The sequence below is a fragment of the Acinetobacter sp. UBA6526 genome, from assembly GCF_002434875.1.
Classification (GTDB): Bacteria; Pseudomonadota; Gammaproteobacteria; order Pseudomonadales; family Moraxellaceae; genus Acinetobacter; species Acinetobacter venetianus.
Genome location: NZ_DJLC01000116.1, coordinates 5,462 through 5,987 on the forward strand (window position 1 = coordinate 5,462; position 526 = coordinate 5,987).

Sequence of the window (526 nt, forward strand, 5' to 3'; positions counted from 1 at the left end):
AGAACAAATGAAAATGTTCCTCACTCGATTGGGCTTTGGCTCACGTGCGGTCATTACTGGAGATGTAACACAAGTCGATTTACCTCGCGGACAACAATCGGGTTTAGCCCATGCGCTACGTGTACTTGAAAACGTACATGAAATTCACATCACACGTTTCCATTCCCGAGATGTTGTACGTCATCAACTGGTTCAAAAAATTGTTGAAGCTTATGAAGGCTGGGATAGCGAGCAGCAACGTATGTCTGCTGAAGCTCGAGCTGAACGCAAAGCAAAACAAGAAGCATTAGTTGCAGAAAATGATTCTGCTGCTGATGCCCAACACTCTTAAAAAAACCTCCTCAATCCCCCTTTTATGTTGATGCTTTTGTCGCATTTTAGGGGGAAGATTTTAAGGATCTATTTTGAAAATCAATTTAAGTCTACAACAGGACTTTCAAGCCTCTGAACTGCCACTCAAACGTGGTCAAATCAAAAAAAATATCGAAACTGCATTACGCCATGTTGGTTTCGATGTGGATTGTGA

Annotated in this window: 1 protein-coding gene and 1 pseudogene; both read left to right on the forward strand. The window is 41.8% G+C overall.

Features of this window, described 5'->3' with window-relative positions; translation table 11 throughout:
• Nucleotides 1–331: PhoH family protein (locus tag B4237_RS07805; RefSeq protein ID WP_286942555.1), on the forward strand; the 331-nt coding region annotated here is incomplete at its 5' end.
• 73 nt (nucleotides 332–404) lie between these two features.
• A pseudogene (locus tag B4237_RS07810) lies at nucleotides 405–526 on the forward strand (rRNA maturation RNase YbeY); the annotation flags it as partial.